This window comes from Streptomyces sp. Qhu_M48 (assembly GCF_051305195.1).
Taxonomy (GTDB): Bacteria; Actinomycetota; Actinomycetes; order Streptomycetales; family Streptomycetaceae; genus Streptomyces.
Map to the genome: position 1 here is coordinate 1,441,446 of NZ_CP195432.1, position 20,529 is coordinate 1,461,974.

Consider the following 20,529-nt stretch of genomic DNA (forward strand, 5'->3'; position numbering starts at 1 on the left):
CATCGTAAATGGCGCGTGTCCGTGCGTCGCCCCCGTGACAGGTCCCGAAATGACGTGATCTACGCGCGTCGGCGCCCTTCCGCGCCGGATATTCCGTCGTGGCAGGCGCTGTCGGCACGAGCGCAGACGAGGCTCCCGTAGGCGCCGACGCCTATCGCGGCGAAGTTGCCGAGACTCTCGGTCCCCGGCTCGAAATAGCCGCTGTGACCGATCGCCCCCCGCGCCGAGAGCAGCCGCGCGCCGAACTCCGGGGTCACCGGGTCCGCGCCGTGCCCGACGCCCGCCACCTCCAGGTGCGGCACGTCCGCGATCCAGTCGTCGGCGTCCCGCATCGCCCACACGCGCGCGTGACCGCCGAGTTCGGCCGCCCGCTCGACCCGCATCCCGGGGCTTCCGGCCACGGCGAGGTCGGTCACCCGGGCGGGCAGCCGAGGAGCGGCGACCCCGCACAGCACGGAGCCGTAGCTGTGGCAGAACAGCGCCACGCGCGCGTGGCCCGGCAGCGCCTCGGTCAGCTCCACGAGCCGTTCGGCGCCCTGCTCGGCGAGCCGGCCGGTCATCGCGTCGATCCCGACCCCGACGGGCGCGGTGTAGTCGGCCCAGGCGATCACCGCGACCTCGGTGCCGGGCGAGGTCCGGCGTTCGGCGGCGTAGAGCGCCTCCGCCATACCGACGGGAGCCCTGTACCGGCCGTGGGTCTTCTGGAAGGTGAGGAGGTTGGTGTCCACGCCCGGGACGATCACCGAGACGCGCCGGGCCCGGTCCAGGTCCCCGAGGACCTCGGCGGTCCGTCCCGTACCGCCCGGGTCGAACGCGAGGATCTGCCGGCCGGGCCGCATCAGCGAGGTGAGGCGGTCGACCCGGCGCCGCGCCTCGTGCCGTCCCTCGGCGGAGAGCCTGCTGTCGTCGACGCTGCCCCGTTCGGCGGTGAGCACCCGGCCGAGGGCGATCCGGTTGGCGCGGTAGCGCAGGGAGACCGGGGCGCCGTCGAGATTGCCGACGACGAGCGGGTGCCGCTCGGCGAGCCGGGCCGCGCGTGCCTGGCCGAGTCCGGCGAAGAACGCGGCCACGGTACGGGCGGGGGAGCGGGGACCCGGCAGCGGGCGGTGGTCGATCCGGTCGCGGGCCCAGGCGGCGAGCGCGGCCTCGCGGGACGGGCCGGGCGAGGGGAGGTGCCGGATCGTGGTCCACCCGGTGGTCGTCAGGAGCACGAACACGACGGCGAGCGCGAGCAGGGTACGCACGACGAGCAGGGTGGGGGAGGCGGCTTCGGCTGAGGTCATAGGGCGGCCACCCTACGGGGCGAGGGTGAACGGCCGCGGACCCGCTTTCGGCGGCGGTGCCCGGACCTCGTGCCACCGGGCCTAGGGAGACCCGGGCTCCCGCCCGTCCTCTCGGCCCTCGCCCCGCCAGTGCGGGGCGAGGGCCGGGCCGAGGTGGTCGAGGTACTCCTCGGTGAGGGCGCGGATGGCCTCCAGGCTCTGGTCCGTACCCCGGCCCCACAGCTGGCCCGTGACCCGCATCACGCCACTGAACGCCGCCACCGCGATCCGGGGGCGCGGGTCGCCGTCCACGTCGAGTCCCTCGCGGTCGGCGATGATCCGCGCGATGGTCTCCTCCATCTCGGTGGAGCGGCGCAGATGGACGGCGAGCAGCGCGGGCGTCGACTCGATCATCTGGAAGGTGCGCAGGTACAGCTCGACCGGCACGACCTCGACGATGGCGTCGCCGATGGTGTCCCAGCCGCTGAGCACGGCGTTGCGCATCGCGTCGAAGGGGCCCTCGCCCGGCGGCCGCTGCCCGAGGGCCTCGACGAAACGCTCCTCCACCATCTGCTGGACGGCGAAGGCCACCTCCTCCTTGGAGGAGAAGTAACGGAAGAAGGTGCGCTGGGAGACCTCCACGGCGTCGACGATCTCGTCGACGGTGGTCCGCTCGTACCCCTGGGTGGTGAAGAGCTCCAGGGCCACCCGGGTCAGCTCGTCGCGCGTGCGTTGCTTCTTCCGCTCGCGCAGGCCGGGCACGGTCACGTCTACGTCCTCTTTCCAGGCATTTCGTCCAGCTCAGCGTACCTGTGAGCTACGTGACAGTTACCGACGCGTGAATCGCTTTGTCAATTGTCAGTGACTGTCACTAGCCTCGCTCGAATGACTAGTCAGACCACCGTGGAAAAGGCCCCGCAGGGCGAGGGGGGCGTCCGGGAACCCGTACCGGGCCCGGCGAAGGGACTGCGCGGCCACCCGTGGCTGACCCTCTTCGGCGTGGCCGTGGGCGTGATGATGGTCGCCCTCGACGGCACCATCGTCGCCATCGCCAACCCCGCCATCAAGAACGACCTCGGCGCCTCCCTCGCCCAGGTCCAGTGGATCACCAACGGCTACCTGCTCGCGCTCGCCGTCGCCCTGGTCACCGCGGGCAAGCTCGGTGACCGCTTCGGTCACCGGCAGACCTTCCTCATCGGCATCGCCGGCTTCGCCGTGGCCTCCGGCGCGATCGGCCTCTCCGACTCCATCGGGGCCGTGATCGGCTTCCGCGTCCTCCAGGGCCTCTTCGGCGCCCTGCTGATGCCGGCCGCCCTCGGCCTGCTGCGCGCCACCTTCCCCGCCGAGAAGCTGAACATGGCCATCGGCATCTGGGGCATGGTCATCGGCGCCTCCACGGCGGGCGGCCCGATCGTCGGCGGCCTGCTCGTCGAGCACGTCAGCTGGCAGTCCGTCTTCTTCATCAACGTGCCCGTCGGCGTCGTCGCCCTCGTCCTCGGCCTGGTCATCCTCAAGGACCACCGCGCCGAGAACGCGCCGCGCTCCTTCGACGTCCTCGGCATCCTGCTGCTCTCCGGCGCCATGGCCTCCCTCGTCTGGAGCCTCATCAAGGCGGGCGAGTCCTGGGGCTGGTCCAGCGGCAAGACCTGGGGCGGCCTGCTCGGCGCGGTGCTGCTCTTCGCGGTCTTCGCCTTCTGGGAGACCAAGGTCAAGGAGCCGCTCATCCCGCTCGCCATGTTCCGCTCGGTGCCGCTCTCGGCCGGTGTCGTGCTCATGGTCCTGATGGCCTTCGCCTTCATGGGCGGCCTGTTCTTCGTGACCTTCTACCTCCAGGGCGTGAAGGGGCTCAGCCCGGTCGACAGCGGTCTGCACCTGCTGCCGCTGACCGCGATGATGATCGTCTCCTCGCCGCTGGCCGGCGCGCTGATCACCAGGTTCGGGCCGCGCGTGCCGCTCGTCGGCGGCATGGTCTGCACGGCCGTCGCGATGTTCGGCATGATCACGCTCTCCGCCGGTACCGGCACCTTCGTGATGTCGCTCTGGTTCGCGCTGCTCGGCCTGGGTCTCGCCCCGGTCATGGTCGGCGCCACCGAGGTCATCGTCGGCAACGCGCCGCTGGAGCTCTCCGGCGTGGCCGGCGGTCTGCAGCAGGCCGCGATGCAGGTCGGCGGCGCCCTCGGCACGGCGGTGCTCGGCGCCGTCATGTCCTCCAAGGTCGCCGACTCCTTCGCGGGCAACTGGCAGGACGCCGGCATCCAGGCCCCGGTCAACCCGCAGCTGGAGCAGGCCGCCGAGTTCGGCATGGCCCCGACTGAGCTGGCCCAGGCGCCGGGGATGACCCCCGACCTCCTCCAGCAGATCACCGGAGTCATCCACGACACGTTCCTCGACGGCATGGGCCTGGCCTTCACGGTCGCCGGTGTGGTCGCCGTCGTCGCGGCCCTCGTCGCCACCCTCACCAAGCGCGGAGAGAACGCGGAGGCGGGCATGGGCGGCGGCCACATCTGACCTCCGTCAGGGTTCCCGTAGGGGGCCGTCACCCGATCGCGTGAACGGGGGCGGCCCCTCTTCCGTTGCCCGCCGACCTCCGCCATGCTCGTGGTTACGGAGAGTGACGAAACGGGGGCTCATCAGTATGTATACGAAGGATCTGTATACGAAGGGCGTGCACGCGAAGGGTGCGTGCGCGAAGGGTGCGTGCGCGAAGGGCACGGACGTGAAGGGCGCGGACGCGAGGGGTGTGCGCGCGAGGGGTGTGCGCGCCAAGGGGGCGTACGTGAAGGCGGTGCTCGCCGTCGCGGCCGTCCTGACGGCGCTCCTGGCGGCCCCGGTGGCCCCGGCGGCCGCCGCGCCGCCCGGGACCGCTCTCGGGGCCTGCGGACCCGGACGGCTCTGCCTCTGGTCCAAGCCCGACTTCAAGGGCAGGGCGCAGAGCCACGAACTGGCCACGACCGACATCGACAGCTGTGTCGCCCTGCCGGCCGGCACCTCGGCGCAGTCCCTCGCCAACCGCACGGGACGGCCGGTGACCACGTACCAGTCGGCGGAGTGCGCGGAGACGGGCGAGTTCGAGACCTACCCGGGCAAGGGGACGTGGGTGCCGCGGACGCCCTACGAGGTCAGAGCGTTCAAGCTCTGGGAGCGATAGGGGCGGGGGAGCCCGCCGCTCCCTCCGGGGGCGGCGCGGGCACCGGCACCGGGATCGTGGCCGGCGCCCGCGCCGGTGCCGGTGCCGGGTCCGGGGCCGAGGTGAGGGTCGGGGACGGGTCCGAGAGGCGGGCGACCTCCGCGCGCAGGTCGCGGACCTCCCGGGTCAGCGCCTCCAGGAGCTCCGTCTGCCGGCGCTCCACCGCGTCGTCCCGGTCGAAACGGGAGATGAACCAGGCCGCGATGTTCGCGGTGACGACACCGAGCAGCGCGATGCCCGAGAGCATCAGGCCCACCGCGAGGACCCGGCCGAGGCCGGTGGTCGGGGCGTGGTCGCCGTAGCCGACCGTGGTCATCGTGGTGAAGGACCACCAGACCGCGTCCCCGAGCGTCCTGATGTTGCCGTCCGGCGCGTCCCGCTCGACGTGCAGCACCGCCAGCGAGCCGAACATCATCAACCCGACGACCGCGCCCGCCACATACGTGGTGAGCGTGATCTGCGGGGCCATCCGGGCCCGCCGGCCCACCAGGAGGAGCGTGGAGACGACCCGCAGCAGCCGCAGCGGCTGCACCATCGGCAGCAGGACCGCGAGCAGATCGAGGGGGTGGGAGCGGACGAAGGCCCAGCGGGCCGGGGCGATCACGAGCCGGACCAGGTAGTCCAGGGCGAAGGCCGCCCAGACCACCCACTCGACCTGGGTGCACAGCCGGTGCACCCACGGCGCGGCGCCGGGAGCCACGATCGGCACGGCGTACGCGACGCCGAACGCCACGGCCAGCCCGAGCAGCGGTACCCGCGTGCGTTCTTCCCAGCGATCCCTCATGCCGGGAATCGTAGAGAACGCGGAAGGGCGGCGAGACCACGGTCCCACCGCCCTCACCAGGCGCTCCGTGCCGACGGAGCTCGCCCGAGCGCTACCGGATCAGGCGTCGCCGCCCGCGGCGCCCGGGTCGGCGGCCGACACGTCGAGCAGCTGGTAGCGGTCCACGGCCTGCTTCAGGACCGACCGCTCGACCTTGCCCTCGCGGGCGAGTTCGGTCAGCACCGCGAGCACGATCGACGGGGCGTCGATGTGGAAGTAGCGCCGGGCCGCGCCCCGCGTGTCCGCGAAGCCGAAGCCGTCCGCGCCGAGCGAGCCGTAGGTGCCCGGCACCCAGCGGGAGATCTGGTCCGGCACCGCGCGCATCCAGTCCGAGACCGCCACGAACGGGCCCTCGGAGCCCTGGAGCTTGCGCGTGACGTACGGGACGCGCTGCTCCTCGTCCGGGTGGAGCAGGTTGTGCTCCTCGACGGCCACGGCCTCGCGGCGCAGCTCGGTCCAGGAGGTCGCGGACCAGACGTCGGCCCGGACGTTCCACTCCTCGGCGAGGATCCGCTGCGCCTCGACCGCCCACGGCACGGCGACACCCGAGGCCATGATCTGGGCCGGGATGGTGCCGGCCTCGGCCGCCTTGAAGCGGTGGATGCCCTGGAGGATGCCCTCCACGTCCACGTCCTCGGGCTCGGCCGGGTGCTGGATCGGCTCGTTGTAGACGGTCAGGTAGTAGAAGACGTCCTCGGCCTCGGAGCCGTACATGCGGCGCAGACCGTCCTTGACGATGTGCGCGATCTCGTAGCCGAACGCCGGGTCGTAGGCGACGCAGGCCGGGTTGGTCGAGGCGAGCAGGTGCGAGTGGCCGTCCGCGTGCTGGAGGCCCTCGCCGGTCAGCGTGGTGCGGCCGGCGGTGGCGCCGAGCACGAAGCCGCGCGCCAGCTGGTCGGCCATCTGCCAGAACTGGTCGCCGGTCCGCTGGAAACCGAACATCGAGTAGAAGACGTACACCGGGATCAGCGGCTCGCCGTGCGTGGCGTAGGCCGAGCCCGCGGCGATCAGCGAGGCCGTGCAGCCGGCCTCGGAGATCCCGTCGTGCAGCATCTGACCGGTCGGCGACTCCTTGTAGGCGAGGAGGAGTTCGCGGTCCACCGCCTCGTACTGCTGGCCCAGCGGGTTGTAGATCTTGGCGCTCGGGAAGAACGCGTCCATGCCGAAGGTGCGGTACTCGTCGGGGGCGATCAGCACGAAGCGCTTGCCGATCTCCTTGTCCCGCATGAGGTCCTTCAGGATGCGGACGAAGGCCATCGTGGTGGCGATCGACTGCTGCCCGGAACCCTTCTTGGCGGCCGCGTAGGTCTTGTCGTCGGGGAGGGCCAGCGGTTTCGCCCGCACGACGCGGGTCGGGACGTACCCGCCCAGCGCGTTGCGGCGGTCGTGCATGTACTGGATCTCCTCGGAGTTCCGGCCCGGGTGGTAGTACGGCGGCAGGCCGTCCTCCAACTGCCGGTCGGTCACCGGGATGTGCAGCCGGTCGCGGAAGCGCTTGAGGTCGTCGACCGTCAGCTTCTTCATCTGGTGGGTCGCGTTGCGGCCCTCGAAGTTCGGGCCGAGCGTCCAGCCCTTGACGGTCTGCGCGAGGATCACGGTCGGCTGGCCCGTGTGGGCCTTCGCCGCCGCGTAGGCCGCGTAGATCTTCTTGTGGTCGTGGCCGCCGCGGCCCAGGTGCAGGACCTGCTGGTCCGACATGCCCTCGACCATCGCCCGCAGCCGGTGGTCGTCGCCGAAGAAGTGGTCGCGGATGTAGCCGCCGGTCTCCGTGGCGTACGTCTGGAACTGGCCGTCCGGGGTGGTGTTGAACTTGTTGACCAGGATGCCGTCCCGGTCCTGCGCGAGCAGCGGGTCCCAGGAGCGGTCCCAGATCAGCTTGATGACGTTCCAGCCGTTGCCCCGGAAGATCGACTCCAGCTCCTGGATGATCTTGCCGTTGCCGCGCACCGGGCCGTCGAGCCGCTGGAGGTTGCAGTTGACCACGAAGGTCAGGTTGTCCAGGCCCTCGCGGGCGGCGATGGAGAGCTGGCCGACCGACTCGACCTCGTCCATCTCGCCGTCGCCGAGGAACGCCCACACGTGCGACCTGGAGGTGTCGGCGATGCCGCGCGCCTCCATGTACCGGTTCATCCGGGCCTGGTAGATCGCGCCGAGCGGACCGAGGCCCATCGAGACGGTCGGGAACTCCCAGAAGTCCGGCATCAGCCGGGGGTGCGGGTACGACGAGAGCCCGTTCGGGAACTTCGACTTCTCCTGTCGGAATCCGTCGAGCTGGGCGTCGTTCAGCCGGTCGAGGAGGTACGCGCGGGCGTAGATGCCGGGAGAGGCGTGCCCCTGGAAGAAGATCTGGTCGCCGCCGTCGCCCTCGTCCTTGCCGCGGAAGAAGTGGTTGAAGCCGACGTCGTACAGCGAGGCCGAGGAGGCGAAGGTCGCGATGTGACCGCCGACGCCGATGCCCGGACGCTGGGCGCGCGAGACCATGACGGCCGCGTTCCACCGGGTGGCGTTGAGGACCTTGCGCTCGATCTCCTCGTTGCCGGGGAAGAAGGGCTCGTCCTTGGTGGCGATCGTGTTGACGTAGTCCGTGCTGCGCATCTCGGGCACGGCCACGCGCTTCTCACGGGCCCGCTCGATGAGCCGGAGCATGAGGTAGCGGGCCCGCTCACGGCCCCGCTCGTCGACGGCCGCGTCGAGGGAGTCGAGCCATTCCTGGGTCTCTTCCGGGTCGAAATCCGGGACCTGGCTGGGAAGGCCGCCAATGATGATCGGGTTGCGATCGGATCCGGGAGCCACGCTCTTCCTTCGCTGTTCGGTGGTGCCCACGGGGCCACGAAGTGGTCGGGATGTCCATCGTGTACCCCGCCTGCGCCAGACGTCACTTTTACCGAGGGGTAACCCCCAGCGGTGTCCTCCACATGTCTGGGTGGGTCAAATCGCAACCTTACGCTCAACCCGCGCATGCGTTTCGTCCGGACGTTCGGCAGACTGAAACCTCAGAAGTTCGTAAACCGGGACGAATCATGTGCGCCTGATCACGGAGAGGGAGCCTACGGTGCCGAAAGTTGCGGCGAGACGGCCCCAAACGTCACCGTTTCGGCGGTCTCCACGGCCGGGCACTTGCGCGATCCACCCCGGCACGTGTGGACTACGGCCAGCGCCGCGCGCATACGCGCGGCCCAAAGCATTTACCGAATGAGCAGGAGGCAAGCCGTGAGCGCGACCGCGGACCACGCGGAGGAGCGGACCAACCCGGCCGGAAGGCTGGGGTTCGAGCCCGGACAGGTGGTCCAGGAGATCGGCTACGACGACGACGTCGACCAGGATCTCCGTGAAGGCATCGAGTCCATCATCGGGGCCGAGCTCGTGGACGAGGAGTACGACGACGTCGCAGACGCCGTGGTCCTCTGGTTCCGCGACGAGGACGGCGATCTCACCGACGCCCTGGTGGACGCCATCGGTCTTCTGGAGGACGGCGGCACCATCTGGCTGCTGACGCCGAAGACCGGCCGCGACGGTTACATCGAGCCGTCCGACATCAACGATGCCGCGCAGACAGCTGGTCTCTCCCAGACCAAGAGCATCAGCGTCGCCAAGGACTGGACGGGCACCCGCCTGACCGCCCCCAAGCGCTGATCACCACGCTGCGAGAAGCCCCCGCCGGTTCGCCGGCGGGGGCTTCTCGGCGCAGGCCGTAGGGTGGGGTCACCGTTTCGGCCCAAGGTCAGGGCCCCGCGAAAGGGATGCGTACGCGATGGCGATCGAGGTCGGCACCAAGGCCCCGGATTTCGAGCTCAAGGACAACCACGGGCGCACCGTACGGCTCTCCGACTTCCGCGGCGAGAAGAACGTGGTGCTGCTCTTCTACCCCTTCGCCTTCACCGGCGTCTGCGCCGGCGAGCTCGGCGAGCTGCGCGACAACCTCCCGGCCTTCGTCAACGACGACACCCAGCTCCTCGCCGTCTCCAACGACTCCATCCACACCCTGCGCGTCTTCGCCGAGCAGGAGTCCCTGGAGTTCCCGCTGCTCTCCGACTTCTGGAAGCACGGCGAGGCCTCCCGCGCGTACGGGGTCTTCGACGAGGAGAAGGGCTGCGCCGTGCGCGGCACCTTCATCGTCGACAAGCACGGTGTCGTCCGCTGGACCGTCGTCAACGCCCTGCCGGACGCCCGTGACCTGGGCGAGTACGTCAAGGCCCTGGACGCCCTCTGAGCCCCGCCGGGGACGCTCCGGGAGCCGCCCCGGACCCTCCCGGGAGTCGACACCCTCGGATTCATCGGGCGAATCGACTGTTTCGACCGGGAACCCGTCACTAGGATCCAGTCGTTGATCCGATGCCAACGCACGACCGGGGGCGCTGCCCCTGAAAACCTATGGAGGGACTCGTGGGAGTCAGCCTCAGCAAGGGCGGCAACGTCTCGCTGACCAAGGAGGCCCCTGGCCTCACCGCCGTGACCGTCGGTCTGGGCTGGGACGTCCGGACCACCACCGGTACGGACTTCGACCTCGACGCCAGCGCCATCCTGGTGACCGAGGAGGGCAAGGTCCGTAACGAGAGCGACTTCGTCTTCTTCAACAACCTGAAGAGCGGCGACGGCTCCGTCGAGCACACCGGTGACAACACCACCGGCGAGGGCGAGGGCGACGACGAGCAGGTCAAGGTCAGCCTGGCCACCGTGCCGGCCGACGTGGCCAAGATCGTCTTCCCTGTCTCGATCTACGACGCCGAGAACCGCCAGCAGTCCTTCGGCCAGGTGCGCAACGCGTTCATCCGCGTCGTGAACCAGACCGGCGGCGCCGAGATCGCCCGCTACGACCTGTCCGAGGACGCCTCGACCGAGACCGCCATGGTCTTCGGCGAGCTGTACCGCAACGGCGCCGAGTGGAAGTTCCGCGCCGTCGGCCAGGGCTACGCCTCGGGCCTGCGCGGCATCGCGCAGGACTTCGGCGTCAACGTCTGAGCCGAACCGTTCGAACCGTCCGGCGCCGCACACCCGTGCGGCGCCGGACGTGCCTCATCGCCACCGGGGAGGAACCGAATCATGGGCGTCACGCTCGCCAAGGGAGGCAATGTCTCCCTCTCCAAGGCCGCACCCAACCTCACCAAGGTCCTCGTCGGGCTCGGCTGGGACGCGCGCTCCACCACCGGGGCCCCCTTCGACCTCGACGCCAGCGCGCTGCTGTGCCAGGCCGGACGGGTCCTGGGGGACGAGTACTTCGTCTTCTACAACCAGCTGCGCAGTCCCGAGGGCTCCGTCGAGCACACCGGTGACAACCTCACCGGTGAGGGTGACGGGGACGACGAGTCCCTCATCGTGGACCTCTCCAAGGTGCCGGCCCACTGCGACAAGATCGTCTTCCCGGTGTCGATCCACGACGCCGACAACCGCGGGCAGAGCTTCGGTCAGGTCAGCAACGCCTTCATCCGCGTCGTGAACCAGACGGACGGTCAGGAACTCGCCCGCTACGACCTCTCCGAGGACGCCTCCACGGAGACCGCGATGATCTTCGGCGAGCTCTACCGCTACAACGGCGAATGGAAGTTCCGTGCGGTCGGTCAGGGGTACGCGTCGGGGCTGCGGGGCATCGCTCTAGACTTCGGGGTCAACGTTTCGTAAAGCCATGTAATTTCACGATGGGGTAGACAGTGGTTCTGAAAACCTTCGGCTGGTCGTTCGCGATCACTGCGCTCGGTCTGGTCGCAGCCGTCCTCTACGGGGGGTGGGAGGCGTTCGGGATCGTCGCCATCCTCTGCGTCCTCGAGATCTCGCTCTCCTTCGACAACGCGGTGGTCAACGCCGGGATCCTGAAGAAGATGAATGCCTTCTGGCAGAAGATCTTCCTCACCATCGGCATCCTGATCGCGGTCTTCGGAATGCGGCTGGTCTTCCCTGTCGTGATCGTGGCCGTCAGTGCCAAGATCGGCCCGATCGAGGCGGTCGATCTCGCGCTCAACGACGCCGACCGCTACCAGGAGCTGGTGACGGACGCGCACCCGTCGATCGCCGCGTTCGGCGGAATGTTCCTTCTGATGATCTTCCTCGACTTCATTTTCGAGGACCGTGACATCAAGTGGCTCGGCTGGCTGGAGCGCCCGCTCGCCAAGCTCGGCAAGGTCGACATGCTGTCGGTCTGCATCGCCCTGATCGTCCTGATGATCAGCGCCATGACCTTCGCGACCCACGCCCACCAGCACGGCGGAACGCACGTCGACAAGGCGCAGACCGTCCTCATCTCCGGTATCGCCGGCCTCATCACGTACCTCATCGTCGGCGGTCTCTCCGGCTACTTCGAGAACAAGCTGGAAGAGGAGGAGGAGCGCGAGCACGAGGCCGAGGAAGCCGCTCGGCGCAGCGGCAAGAAGGTCTCCGCCGTCCAGCTGGCCGGCAAGGCCGCCTTCTTCATGTTCCTCTACCTGGAGGTCCTCGACGCCTCCTTCTCCTTCGACGGTGTCATCGGCGCCTTCGCCATCACCAACGACATCGTCCTGATGGCGCTCGGCCTCGGCGTCGGCGCCATGTACGTCCGTTCGCTGACGGTCTACCTGGTCCGTGAGGGCACCCTCGACGACTACGTCTACCTGGAGCACGGCGCGCACTACGCGATCGGCGCGCTGTCCCTGATCCTCATGGTCAGCATCCAGTACGAGATCCCCGAGATCATCACCGGTTCCATCGGTGTGGCCCTGATCGGCTGGTCCTTCTGGTCCTCCGTCCGCCGCAACAAGCGGCTCGCGGAGGCCGAGGGCGGCTCGGGTTCCGCGGGGGACAAGACCGAGGTGTCCTCCGGGGTGTGACACCCCCGGTAACGAGGAACGCTTCACTGCGGGGCGGCCGGTGCACCCGGCCGCCCCGCGGGCATGTGCGGTGTCGGCGATCAGCGGTTGGCGATCAGTGGGGGGTGAAGGCGCCATGGCCTTCTGGGACAACCTGTTTCCGGGGAGGGCGGCGGAGTTCGACTCGGGCAGCGCCGCGTCGAACACGATCGATCTGACGAAACGGCGCCCGACCGTCTCGCTCACCAAGCAGGGAGCGGCCACCGGCAACCTCCGGGTGAACCTCTCCTGGCGCATGCGGACCTCCGACCTCGAAGGGCGTTCGCGCCAGAGCGGGCGGCTGCTCCGCAACCCCTCCCAGCTCTTCAAGCCGGAGGTGGTCCAGGCGCACACCCAGGGCATGGTCAACGTCGACCTGGACCTGGGCTGCCTGTACGAGCTGGCCGACGGCAGCAAGGGCGTGGTGCAGCCCCTCGGCGGCTTCCTCGGCGACCTGAACGACGCCCCGTACGTGAAGCTCAGCGGCGACGACCGCTTCGGCGGCTCCTCCGGGGAGACGATCTTCGTCAATCTGGACCACAAGGACGAGATCAAGCGCCTGCTGTTCTTCGTGTACATCTACGACCAGACGCCGGCCTTCGACCGTACGCACGCGAAGATCACGCTCTACCCGAGCAACGGCCCGCGGATCGAGATCGATCTCGACGAGCGCGCCCCGCAGGCCCGCTCGTGCGCGGTCTTCTCCGTGGAGAACGTGAAGGGCGACCTCACGGTCCGCCGCGAGGTGCGCTTCGTCTACGGCTTCCAGGCCGAACTGGACCGGCTGTACGGCTGGGGCCTGCAGTGGGGGCGCGGCTACAAGACCAAGGCGTAGCCGTTGCCCGCCTGCCCGGAGCCGGACTCAGGTCCGGCCTCCGAGCCGAGCCCGGAACCGGCCTCGGCGCCGAACCCCGGGCCGCACTCGGCGTCGGATCCCAATCCGAATCCCGAACCGGATCCCGAACCGGATCCCGGACCGGATCCCGGACCGGATCCCGGACCGGATCCCGGACCGGATCCCGAACCGGATCCCGAACCGGATCCCGAACCGGATCCCGAACCGGATCCCGAACCGGACCCCGGACCGAGCCCCGGACCGGACCCCGGACCGGACTCAGGACCTGACGAACTGGGGGCCCATGGGGGGCATCCGGAAGTCCGGCGCCGGGTTCTGCTCGGGGCCCGTCATCGGCTGCGGGTAGCCGTACGCGGGAGCCGGGGCGTTCACCGGCTGCTGCGGCTGCGGGTAGCCGTACGCGGGCGCCCGGTCGGGCATGGGCGGCGGCATCGTCGGCTGCGGGGGTACGGGCGCGTGGGCGACCGTCAGGTCGGGGTCCGGGGAGCCGGAGGCGGCCCCCGTGCCGTCCTGGGCCGCGCCGGGGGAGTCCGGGGCGCCCTGGGAGCCCGGGGCCTCCCGGAAGCCCTCCTGGCCCCCCTGCGGGTCCTGCGCGGCCGCCGCGTCCTGGATGTCCTGCGCGTCCTCGTCGACGGAGATGCCGAAATCGGTGGCGAGGCCGATCAGACCGGTCAGGTAGCCCTGGCCCACGGCGCGGAACTTCCAGGTGTCCCCGCGCCGGTACAGCTCGCCGCAGATCACCGCCGTCTCCTCGCCCGTCTCCGCCGTGACGGAGAACAGGGCCAGCGGCTCGCGGTCGGCCCCGCCCGTGGCGTCGTAGACCAGGATCCGCAGGTCGGAGACGGACCGGAAGGTGCCGCCGTCGGAGGAGGCCGCGATCACCACGCGGTCGACGGAGACGTCAAGACCGCCGAGGTCGGCCTCCACGGTGTCCGTGAGTCCCCCGGAGTCCCGCTTCTTCGGCAGCCGCCGCACCAGGCCCGAGGGGTGGCGCGGCTGGTTGTAGAAGACGAAGTCCTCGTCGGACCGCACGCGGCCGGAGACCCCGAGCAGCAGGGCCGAGGCATCCACGTCGGGGACCCCGGGGCCCGGGGTCCAGCGGAGCACGGCCCGTACGGCCGCGGTGTCGAGAGGGACGTTGGAGCCCTTCAGCATCGCGTGCGTCATGACCGCAATCCTGCCCTCCCGGTGGACCCGCGGACAACGCGGGGGCACCACCGATACCGGGCCGAGACGACGGATGCCGACGAGTTACCTGGATTTCACGCGTGTAGGGAACTGTGGACACCCGCACCTACGTACTATTACCGGCCACATGTCGTCAGAGGTCAGAGAGGTAGACAGGGGACTTATATGCGTCATTTCGGGCACATCCCGTCCACGGCACGGGCCGGTCTCTTCCACCGGGAACCGGCCGTGTTCACGGCGGACTCGCCCGCCCGCACGCTCGCCGTGGCCCTGGGTGCCACGCTCTACAGTCCGGCCACCCGGCCGCGGCTCGCCGACGACGTGCGCAAGCAGGCCGCCCGTGGAGTGGTCTCCATGGTGCTCTGCCTGGAGGACTCCATCAACGACGCCGACGTCGCGGCGGGCGAGAACAATCTCGTGCGCCAGTTCGCCGACCTCGCCGCCGGGACCGTGACGGACGCCGACACCGCCACGGACGTACCCCTGCTCTTCATCCGGGTCCGCGAACCGCGCCAGATCACCGAGCTGGTCGACCGGCTCGGAGAGACCGTCCGCCTGCTGTCCGGATTCGTACTCCCCAAATTCACCGAGAGCCGCGGCCACGCCTTCCTCGAAGCGCTCGCCCAGGCCGAGCGGACCAGCGGCCGGCGACTCTTCGCCATGCCCGTCCTGGAATCCCCCGAACTCCTCCATCTGGAGACCCGGGCCGAGACCCTCGCCGGGATCGCCGCGATCACCGACAAGCACCGCGACCGCGTGCTCGCCCTGCGCCTCGGCGTCACCGACTTCTGCTCCGCCTACGGCCTGCGCCGCTCGCCCGACATGACCGCGTACGACGTCAAGATCGTCGCCAACGTCATCGCCGACGTCGTCAACGTCCTCGGCCGCTCCGACGGCACCGGCTTCACCGTCACCGGCCCCGTCTGGGAGTACTTCCGACCCGGCGAGCGCATGTTCAAGCCGCAGCTGCGCCGCAGCCCCTTCCTCGAAGGCAGCGCCGAGGACCTGCGCACGGCCCTCATCGAGCACGACCTCGACGGCCTCCTGCGCGAGATCGAACTCGACCGGGCCAACGGACTGCTCGGCAAGACCTGCATCCACCCCACCCATGTGGTGCCGGTGCACGCACTCTCCGTGGTCAGCCACGAGGAGTGGAGCGACGCCCAGGACATCCTGCGGCCCGAACAGGACGGCGGCGGGGTGCTCCGCTCCGCGTATACGAACAAAATGAACGAAGTGAAGCCGCATCGCGCGTGGGCCGAGCGAACCCTCCAGCGCGCCGAGGTCTTCGGCGTCGCCAAGGCGGACGTCGGCTTCGTGGATCTGCTCACCGCCGGACTGGCCGGCTGACGAAAGGACGTCGACGACGTGGTGTGGACCGGAACGTGGGTCGCGGAGCGACTGGGCGTCGAACTGATCGGCGACGAGTCGCTACCGGCCCTGTTGGGCCTCGCACTGCGTCGCAACCCCAAACGCGCGCACCTGCTGGTCTCCAGCGTGCTCGGCAAGCACGTGCCGCAGCGGCCCTCCGTGGTCTACGGCTCCGGCCTCGACCTCGGCCGGCGCGTCCGCGCCCTCCTCGGTGACGAGGAGGCCTCGCGCTCCGTCGTCCTCGGATACGCCGAGACCGCCACCGCCCTGGGCCACGCCGTCGCCGACGGCCTCGGCCTCGCCCCCTACCTCCACTCCACCCGGCGACCGGTGGACGGAATCGCCGGCGCGGGCGGCTTCGAGGAGTCGCACTCGCACGCCACCTCGCACCTGCTGCTGCCCGAGGACCCGAAGCTGCTCGCGGGCGACGGACCGCTGGTCCTCGTCGACGACGAGTTCTCCACCGGCAACACCGTCCTCAACACGGTGCGGGCCCTCCACGAGCGCTACCCGCGCGACCGGTACGTCGTCGTCGCCCTCGTCGACATGCGCTCGCCCGCCGACCTCGGCCGCCTGGACGCCTTCGCGGCGGAGATAGGCGCCCGCGTCGACCTGATATCCGGCGCCGCCGGCACCGTACGCCTCCCGGAGGGGGTCCTGGAGAAGGGCCAGGCGCTGGTGGCGGCGCACGAGGCGGCGTACCAGCCCGCCCCCGCGCCCGGCGCCACCCCCGTACGGGTCGCGCTCGACTGGCCGGACGGGGTGCCCGACGGCGGGCGCCACGGCTTCACCCCCGAACACCGGGAACGCCTTGAGGCGGCCCTGCCCGCCCTGGCCGACCGCGTCGGGCAGGCGCTCGACGGCGCCCGGCGCCCCCTCGTCCTCGGCTTCGAGGAGCTGATGTACGCGCCGCTGCGTCTCGGCACCGCCCTGGAGGACGCCGGACACGAGATCCGGTACTCCACCACCACCCGTTCGCCCGTCCTCGCCGTCGACGACCCGGGCTACGCGATACGCACCCGGCTCGTCTTCCCCGCCCACGACGACCCCGCCGACGGCCCCGGCGAGCGCTACGCCTACAACGTGGCCGGCGCCGGCTTCGACGCCGTCGTCCTCGTCGTCGACTCCACCGCCGACACCCCGGCCCTGCACGCCCCGGACGGCCTGCTCGCCCAGCTCGCCGCGCACATCCCGCGCGTCGTGCTCGCCGTCGTCCCCTCGTACGCGCCGCCCACGGCCTCCCCGTACCCGCCCCAGGTCACCGAAGCTCCCGAAAGGAGCTCCATGCTGCCCGAGCCCCTCCGCGGCCCCGCCTTCTCCTCGTACGCACCCGAAGAGGTCGGCTGGCTGCTCCAGGACCTCTCGGACGTCGAGCTCGAGGCGCCCACCGAGGAACGCGAGGAAGCCATCCAGAGCGGCGGCGCGCACTACGCCGAGTCGCTCCCCGTCGAGTACCAGCCCAGCGACCGCTACCAGGAGCTCTTCCGCACCGCCCTGGAGGCCTCCGCCGCCCGGATCGCCCGCGCGGTCGGCACGGTCACCGAGACCGTCCTCGCCGAGCGCCCCGGCCGTCGCCCCGTGCTCGTCTCGCTCGCCCGGGCCGGCACCCCCGTCGGCGTGCTCATGCGCCGCTGGGCGCAGGCCCGCCACGGCCTCGACCTGCCGCACTACGCCGTCTCCATCGTGCGCGGCCGGGGCATCGACGCCAACGCGCTGCGCTGGCTCGCCGCCCACCACGACCCGGCCGACGTCGTGTTCGTCGACGGATGGACCGGCAAGGGCGCCATCACCCGCGAACTCGCCGAAGCGGTCAAGGAGTTCGAGGCGACCGAGGGCATCACGGGCTTCGACCCGGAGATCGCGGTCCTCGCCGACCCCGGTTCCTGCGTCCGCACCTACGGCACCCGCGAGGACTTCCTCATCCCCTCCGCCTGCCTCAACTCGACGGTCTCCGGCCTGATATCCCGCACGGTCCTGCGCGCCGACCTCGTCGGTCCGGACGACTTCCACGGCGGCAAGTTCTACCGCGAACTGGCCGGGGCCGACGTGTCCAACGACTTCCTCGACGCCGTCGCCGCCCGCTTCGACGAGGTGGGCGAGGACGTCGACACCGACGTCAAGGAACTCCTGGCCGCCGACCGCACCCCCACCTGGGAGGGCTGGGCCGCCGTGGAGCGGATCAGCGAGGAGTACGGCATCCACGACGTCAACCTGGTCAAGCCGGGCGTCGGTGAGACCACCCGTGTCCTGCTCCGCCGCGTCCCCTGGAAGATCCTCGCCAAGCGGGGCGCCGACGCCGACCTCGCCCACGTCCGGCTGCTCGCCGAACAGCGCGGTGTCCCGGTCGAGGTGGTCGACGAACTCCCGTACAGCTGCGTGGGACTGATCCACCCTCAGTACACGAGAGGTGCGACAGGCGCCGACGGCAGGACGGTGGCGTCCCAGTGAGTACGACTCCCGGCACGACGCTGGTCGCGAGCGACCTCGACCGCACCCTCATCTACTCGTCCGCCGCCCTCGCCCTCGGCATGCCCGACGCCGAGGCGCCCCGGCTGCTCTGCGTCGAGGTCCACGAGTCCAGACCGCTCTCCTACATGACCGAGGACGCGGCCGGACTCCTCGCGCGGCTGGCCGACGAGACCGTCTTCGTCCCCACCACGACCCGGACGCGCAAGCAGTACCAGCGCATCCAACTCCCCGGCACCGCACCGGAGTACGCGATCTGCGCCAACGGCGGACACATCCTCGTCGACGGCGTGTCCGACCCCGACTGGCACGCCTCCGTGGTCCGCCGGCTCGCCGACGAGTGCGCGCCGCTCTCCGAGGTCCGCGCCTTCCTCACCGCCACCACGGACCTCTCCTGGGTGCGCAAGCACCGCGTCGCCGAGGACCTGTTCGCCTACCTCGTCGTCGAGCGGGAACGGCTCCCCGAGGAGTGGCTGGCGCGGTTCGGCGCCTGGGCGGGGGAGCGCGGCTGGACGGTCTCGCTCCAGGGCCGCAAGGTGTACGCCGTACCGAAGCCGCTCACCAAGAGCGCGGCCGTCCGCGAGGTCGCCCGCCGCACCGGCGCCTCGCTCACCCTGGCCGCCGGCGACTCCCTGCTCGACGCCGACCTGCTGCTCGCCGCGGACAAGGCCTGGCGCCCCGGCCACGGCGAGCTGGCCGAGAGCGACTGGACCGCCCCCCACCTCGACGTCCTCGCGGAGCGAGGGGTCGCGGCGGGGGAGGAGATCCTGCGCCGCTTCCGCGCGGCGGCCGCCGTCGTCTGACCCCCTGGGGGCTAGCCGCAGCCGCCCCCACCGCAGCAGCCACCGCCCCCGCCGCCCGGCGCGGGGGCGGGCGCGGAGGCGGACGAGCCGCCGACGGCCACGGCCGAGAGCAGCTTCACGGTGTCGTCGTGCCCGGCGGGGCAGGAGGCCGGATCGGAGGACTCGGCCATGGGACGGCTGAGCTCGAAGGTGTCGCCGCAGGTACGGCAGCGGAATTCGTAACGAGGCATGGGGACAGGCTAGAGCCTGCGCGGACCCACGGGCAGGGTCCCGGGGCCGCGTGGCCCGAGTCGGACGGTCCGGAGACGCGCGGGCCGTCGACGTCCGGGCCGGCCTCAGTGCCCGCTGCCGCCTCCCCGCTCCTCCCGGATCTGCCCCACGACGTGCGCGGCGGAGCCCCGTACGCCCTCCAGCTCGGTCAGGAAGTGCCAGTAGTCCGGGTGGCGGCCCTCCAGGCCGGCGACCGCGCGGTCGAGCCGGGCGACGGCCTCGTCCAGGGGCCGGGCGTGGCGCGGGTCGGGGGTGTTCCGCCCGTCCATCGCGAGCCGCTGGGCGTCCCGTACGGCGAACCGGGTGCGGTCGATCTCCGCCCTCGGGTCCTTGGCGACGGCGTCCAGCCGGTGCAGCCGGTCCCCGGCGGCCGAGACGGCCTCGTCGGTGGAGTCGAGCAGCGCGCGGACCGTGGAGAGCATCGACGTCGCGTCGGGCCAGCGCTGCTCGGCCCGCGCCCTCCCGGCCTCGGCGAGCCGGTCCTCGGCCTGGCGGAGCGTCTCGGCGGCCTGCTCCGGCACGTGCTGGAGGTCCTGCCAGCAGGGCGCGGTGAAGCGACGGCGCAGCTCCGAGAGGACCGGTTCGACGCCTCCGGCGCGGGTGGTGAGCGCCTCGGTGCGGGTACGGAGGGAGACCAGGCGCCGGTCGATCTCGGCGGCCCGCTCGGGCAGCCGCTCGGCCTCGGCCCGTACGGCCTCGGCATCGCGCAGCACCCGGTCAGCGCGCTGGAGGGTCTCGGGGACGCCGTGGCGGCCGGCGCCCTCGTTGAGACGGGTGAGGTCGGGCCCGAGAGCGGCGAGCCGCGCGGCGAGGTCGTCGGCGCGCAGCCCGCTCTCCCGTACGGCGTCGAGGGCGCCGCTCGCGCCACGCAGGGCCTGCCGGGCGCGCTCGACGGCGGGGGCGAGGCGGGCGAGCTGGGTCTCGGCGCGGTCGAGCAGCGGTCCGAGCCCCTCCTCGAACCGGTCGAGCTCGCCCTTCACCCGGTCCAGCTCGTCCTTGGCGCGGGTCAGTTCGGCGCGGGCGCGGCTCGCGGTCGCCGCGTCGAGCTCGTCACGGTCGAGGTCGTGGGCGTCGACGGCGGCGATGTAGCCGTGGCTGACCTCGTCGATCCGGCGCCCGAGGGCCTCGAAGCCCTCGACGGCGCGGCGCGTCTCGGGGGAGCTGTCGACGGCGGTGATCGTCTCGATGGAGATGCGCAGTCCGCGCTGGGCGGTGTCGAGTTCGTAGAAGGCCGCCGCGGCGGCGTCCTTGGCGGCCTGGGCCTCGGCCCGCTGGCTCTCGCCGCGCCCGCCGAACCAGCGGCGGGTGCCGCCGCCGGCGAAGGAGTGCGGCAGCAGCACCCCGACGAGCAGGGGCAGGGCGAGGGCGAGCCGCAGGCCGGACGGCGCCCGGCGCGACGCTCCGCCGGATCGGTTCGTGTCCCGGTTCGGCGCGTCACGACGCCGGACGTCGCTCGCCCCCCTCGCGTCGCTCGCCGCCACGTACCTCTCC

18 protein-coding genes are annotated in these 20,529 nt (G+C 71.2%); 11 read left to right on the top strand and 7 right to left on the bottom strand.

Annotated elements, in window-relative coordinates:
- Positions 1–59: 59 nt before the first annotated feature.
- Together ACRRSS_RS06800 and ACRRSS_RS06805 are read right to left on the bottom strand one after the other, a co-directional pair.
- Complete coding sequence (locus ACRRSS_RS06800) at positions 60–1,283, bottom strand: alpha/beta hydrolase (RefSeq protein ID WP_435970314.1); 1,224 nt, start codon at positions 1,281–1,283, stop codon at positions 60–62.
- An 81-nt stretch (positions 1,284–1,364) separates the two neighbouring features.
- The gene (locus ACRRSS_RS06805) at positions 1,365–2,030 is read right to left on the bottom strand and encodes a TetR/AcrR family transcriptional regulator (RefSeq protein WP_435970315.1); all 666 of its coding nucleotides are present in this window, start codon (positions 2,028–2,030) and stop codon (positions 1,365–1,367) included.
- Between the two features lie 246 nt (positions 2,031–2,276).
- Between ACRRSS_RS06805 and ACRRSS_RS06810 the strand changes: the two genes are divergently transcribed.
- A complete protein-coding gene (locus tag ACRRSS_RS06810) occupies positions 2,277–3,770 on the top strand; it encodes an MFS transporter (RefSeq protein WP_435975266.1) in 1,494 nt (497 codons plus the stop codon).
- A gap of 268 nt (positions 3,771–4,038) precedes the next feature.
- Positions 4,039–4,410, top strand: coding sequence for a peptidase inhibitor family I36 protein (locus ACRRSS_RS06815; RefSeq protein ID WP_435975267.1), 372 nt, complete (start codon positions 4,039–4,041; stop codon positions 4,408–4,410).
- On the opposite strand, the gene ACRRSS_RS06820 is transcribed toward ACRRSS_RS06815, so the two are convergent.
- Both ACRRSS_RS06820 and aceE read right to left on the bottom strand, forming a co-directional pair.
- Positions 4,391–5,233 carry a potassium channel family protein gene (locus ACRRSS_RS06820; protein WP_435970316.1) on the bottom strand — a complete coding sequence of 281 codons (843 nt, stop codon included), beginning with the start codon at positions 5,231–5,233 and terminating at the stop codon, positions 4,391–4,393. The genes ACRRSS_RS06815 and ACRRSS_RS06820 overlap by 20 nt on opposite strands.
- Before the next feature lie 99 nt (positions 5,234–5,332).
- Positions 5,333–8,065: a pyruvate dehydrogenase (acetyl-transferring), homodimeric type gene (gene aceE, locus ACRRSS_RS06825; RefSeq protein ID WP_435970317.1), complete on the bottom strand. Its 2,733-nt coding sequence runs from the start codon at positions 8,063–8,065 to the stop codon at positions 5,333–5,335.
- A gap of 417 nt (positions 8,066–8,482) precedes the next feature.
- On the opposite strand from aceE, the gene ACRRSS_RS06830 reads away from it, so the two are divergent.
- The 6 genes from ACRRSS_RS06830 (at position 8,483) to ACRRSS_RS06855 (ending at position 12,919) form a co-directional block, all read left to right on the top strand.
- On the top strand, positions 8,483–8,905 hold the full coding sequence (locus ACRRSS_RS06830) for a DUF3052 domain-containing protein (RefSeq protein WP_189829444.1): 423 nt from the start codon (positions 8,483–8,485) through the stop codon (positions 8,903–8,905).
- A gap of 118 nt (positions 8,906–9,023) precedes the next feature.
- Positions 9,024–9,482, top strand: a complete 459-nt coding sequence (locus ACRRSS_RS06835; protein ID WP_435970318.1) for a peroxiredoxin — start codon at positions 9,024–9,026, stop codon at positions 9,480–9,482.
- Between the two features lie 173 nt (positions 9,483–9,655).
- A complete protein-coding gene (locus ACRRSS_RS06840) occupies positions 9,656–10,231 on the top strand; it encodes a TerD family protein (RefSeq protein ID WP_435970319.1) in 576 nt (191 codons plus the stop codon).
- 81 nt (positions 10,232–10,312) lie between these two features.
- A complete protein-coding gene (locus tag ACRRSS_RS06845; RefSeq protein WP_435970320.1) occupies positions 10,313–10,888 on the top strand; it encodes a TerD family protein in 576 nt (191 codons plus the stop codon).
- A gap of 29 nt (positions 10,889–10,917) precedes the next feature.
- Positions 10,918–12,066: a DUF475 domain-containing protein gene (locus tag ACRRSS_RS06850; protein WP_435970321.1), complete on the top strand. Its 1,149-nt coding sequence runs from the start codon at positions 10,918–10,920 to the stop codon at positions 12,064–12,066.
- A gap of 115 nt (positions 12,067–12,181) precedes the next feature.
- The gene (locus ACRRSS_RS06855; RefSeq protein ID WP_435970322.1) at positions 12,182–12,919 is read left to right on the top strand and encodes a TerD family protein; all 738 of its coding nucleotides are present in this window, start codon (positions 12,182–12,184) and stop codon (positions 12,917–12,919) included.
- A gap of 279 nt (positions 12,920–13,198) precedes the next feature.
- Here the strand turns inward: ACRRSS_RS06855 and ACRRSS_RS06860 are convergent, their stop codons facing one another.
- Positions 13,199–14,107, bottom strand: a complete 909-nt coding sequence (locus tag ACRRSS_RS06860) for a TerD family protein (RefSeq protein WP_435970323.1) — start codon at positions 14,105–14,107, stop codon at positions 13,199–13,201.
- Between the two features lie 186 nt (positions 14,108–14,293).
- On the opposite strand from ACRRSS_RS06860, the gene ACRRSS_RS06865 reads away from it, so the two are divergent.
- Genes ACRRSS_RS06865 through ACRRSS_RS06875 form a run of 3 tightly spaced genes read left to right on the top strand, consistent with a single transcriptional unit; the run spans position 14,294 to position 18,768 of the window.
- Positions 14,294–15,478 (top strand): HpcH/HpaI aldolase/citrate lyase family protein, encoded by a 1,185-nt coding sequence (locus tag ACRRSS_RS06865; protein WP_435970324.1) that lies wholly within the window; start codon positions 14,294–14,296, stop codon positions 15,476–15,478.
- A gap of 18 nt (positions 15,479–15,496) precedes the next feature.
- The gene (locus tag ACRRSS_RS06870) at positions 15,497–17,947 is read left to right on the top strand and encodes a phosphoribosyltransferase (protein ID WP_435970325.1); all 2,451 of its coding nucleotides are present in this window, start codon (positions 15,497–15,499) and stop codon (positions 17,945–17,947) included.
- The gene (locus ACRRSS_RS06875) at positions 17,944–18,768 is read left to right on the top strand and encodes an HAD family hydrolase (protein WP_435970326.1); all 825 of its coding nucleotides are present in this window, start codon (positions 17,944–17,946) and stop codon (positions 18,766–18,768) included. The genes ACRRSS_RS06870 and ACRRSS_RS06875 overlap by 4 nt, the downstream gene beginning before the upstream one ends.
- An 11-nt stretch (positions 18,769–18,779) precedes the next feature.
- Here ACRRSS_RS06875 and ACRRSS_RS06880 read toward each other — a convergent pair whose 3' ends face one another.
- A complete protein-coding gene (locus tag ACRRSS_RS06880; RefSeq protein ID WP_435970327.1) occupies positions 18,780–18,998 on the bottom strand; it encodes an FmdB family zinc ribbon protein in 219 nt (72 codons plus the stop codon).
- Between the two features lie 105 nt (positions 18,999–19,103).
- Positions 19,104–20,519, bottom strand: a complete 1,416-nt coding sequence (locus tag ACRRSS_RS06885) for a hypothetical protein (RefSeq protein WP_435970328.1) — start codon at positions 20,517–20,519, stop codon at positions 19,104–19,106.
- Positions 20,520–20,529 lie beyond the last annotated feature (10 nt).